Genomic DNA, 2,397 nt, shown 5'->3' with positions numbered 1-2,397 from the left:
GACCTCGGGCCCCGGCGCCGGAGGGGTCGTGCTGTCGCCGTACTACGGCGGCGAGCGGACGCCCGACCGGCCCGACGCCGTCGGCACCTGGACCGGCCTGACTCCCGCGACGACCCGCGCCGACCTCGCGCGAGCCGCGGTCGAGGCGCTGCTGTGCGCGCTGGCCGACGCCGTCGACGCCCTGGTCGGCTGCACCGGCACCCAGCCGGAGCGGGTGCTGCTCGTCGGCGGCGCGTCCCGCAACGCGGCCGTGCGCGCGCTCGCCCCGGCGATCCTCGGCCGCGACGTCGTGCTCCTCGAGGAGGGGGAGTATGTCGCCCGCGGGGCCGCGCGCCAGGCCGCCTGGGCCCTGTCCGGGGCCGAGCAGCCGCCGGCCTGGCCGCTGCCGACCGCCGGCACGCTCACCGGCACCCCCGACCCGTCGGTCCGCGAGCGCTACGCCGCGCTGCGCGACCGGCTCGGAACCACCACCACCGATGACAACCGAATGAGAGGCATCTCGTGAACCGACCGATCCCTGCACCGACCCCCGCCGACAAGTTCTCCTTCGGCCTCTGGACGGTCGGCTGGCAGGCGCGCGACCCCTTCGGCGACGCCACCCGTGCGCCCATGGACCCGGTCCACGCCCTCGAGCAGCTGGCCGCGATCGGCGCCTACGGCGTCAACTTCCACGACGACGACCTGATCCCGTTCGGCTCCGACGACAGCGTCCGGGACGGCATCATCGAACGTTTCAAGAAGGGGCTCGCCGAGACCGGTCTCGCCGTGACGACCGCGACGACCAACCTGTTCACGCACCCGGTGTTCAAGGAGGGGGCGCTCACCTCCAACAACCGGGACGTCCGCAGGTTCGCGATCCGCAAGGTGATGCGCAACATCGACCTCGCCGCCGAGCTCGGCGCCCAGGTCTACGTCTGCTGGGGCGGACGCGAAGGCGCCGAGTACGGCGCGGCAAAGGACGTGCCGGCCGCCCTCGACCGCTACCAGGAGGCCTTCAACGTGCTCGGCGACTACGTCGTCGACCACGGCTACGACCTGCGCTTCGCGATCGAGCCGAAGCCCAACGAGCCGCGCGGCGACATCCTGCTGCCGACCGTCGGCCACGCCCTCGCCTTCATCGAGTCCCTGGACCGGCCCGAGCTGGTCGGGGTCAATCCCGAGATCGGCCACGAGGAGATGGCCGGCCTCAACGCCGCAGCCGGGTATGCCCAGGCGCTGTGGCACGGCAAGCTCTTCCACATCGACCTCAACGGTCAGAACGGCCCGAAGTACGACCAGGACCTGCGCTTCGGCGCCGGCAACGTCCGTGGCGCGTTCTGGGTCGTCGACACCTTGCTCGCCGGTGGGTACGACGGCCCGGTGCACTTCGACTACAAGCCGGTCCGGCCGGAGACCGAGGCCGGGGTCTGGGCGTCGGCGAGGGCGTGCATCGACAACTACCTGATCCTGCGCGAGAAGGTCCGGGCGTTCCGCGCCGACCCCGAGGTGCAGGAGGCGCTTGTCGAGGCCGGGCTCCCGGAGCTCGCCGTACCGACCCTCGCCGCAGGCGAGGGCTGGCGTGAGCTGCTCGACTGGCCGCTCCCGGACGTCGATGCGCTCGCTGCGCGCGAGGTCGCGATGGAGCGGCTCGACCAGCTCGCCCTCGAGCATCTCTACGGTGTCCGTGGCTGAGCCGGGGGGCGAGCCTGCCGGGGCCGACTCGCTGCGGCGGCGCAATGCCGCGGCCGTGGTCCGGTCGCTGCGGCTCGAGGGTCCCGCGAGCCGGGCTGACCTCGCCGTCCGCACCGGTCTCGCCAAGGCCACGGTCGGGACGATCGTCGCCGGGCTGGAGCAGACCGGTGTGGTCAACGAGCTCGAGCAGGTGCGCAGTGGTGAGCGCGGCCGGCCCGGGCAGAGCCTGACGCTGGCCGGTGGCCGGCCGGTCGGCGTCGGGTTCGAGGTCAACGTCGCGTACGTCGCCGCCGTGGTGCTCGACCTCGCCGGCACGGTCCGGCGCGAGCTCACCCGGCCGGTCGGCGAGGGCGAGGACGTCGTGGCCGCCCTGGCGGGGACCGCCGCCGAGGTCGCGGCCGACCTCGACGCGGAGGGGCTGCGGCCGCTCGGCGCCACGGTGGCCCTGCCCGGACTGGTCGGCGGTGACGACCGCACGGCGGTCTGGGTCCCGAACCTGCACCTGACCGGGCGCGGCCTGGTCGAGGCCGTCGACGCCGCCTTCGGCTGGTCGGGCCGGACCCGGGCCAGCAACGACGCGGACTGCTCCGCGCTCGCCGAGCTGCACCTCGGCGCCGGCCGCGGCGCCGACCACCTGCTGTACCTCACCGGGACCGTCGGGATCGGGGCAGGCCTGATCGAGGACCGCCGGCTGCTGCGGGGGGCGCGGGGCTTCGCCGGCGAGGT

At 74.3% G+C, this 2,397-nt stretch carries 3 protein-coding genes; all 3 read left to right on the top strand.

The genetic code is table 11. The features are described from left to right. Nucleotides 1–505: FGGY-family carbohydrate kinase (locus H0488_RS22870; RefSeq protein WP_246372703.1), on the top strand; the 505-nt coding region annotated here is incomplete at its 5' end. Next, nucleotides 502–1,671, top strand: a complete 1,170-nt coding sequence (gene xylA, locus H0488_RS22865) for a xylose isomerase (protein WP_312856497.1) — start codon at nt 502–504, stop codon at nt 1,669–1,671. The genes H0488_RS22870 and xylA, both read left to right, overlap by 4 nt. Continuing rightward, the coding region (locus H0488_RS22860; RefSeq protein ID WP_183101483.1) for an ROK family protein at nt 1,658–2,397 on the top strand (740 nt) is incomplete at its 3' end. The genes xylA and H0488_RS22860, both read left to right, overlap by 14 nt.

The organism is Nocardioides pelophilus, from assembly GCF_014180685.1.
Taxonomy (GTDB): Bacteria; Actinomycetota; Actinomycetes; order Propionibacteriales; family Nocardioidaceae; genus Nocardioides; species Nocardioides pelophilus.
Note: the sequence above shows the minus strand (reverse complement) of the source record. Positions and strands in the feature narration are given on the sequence as shown.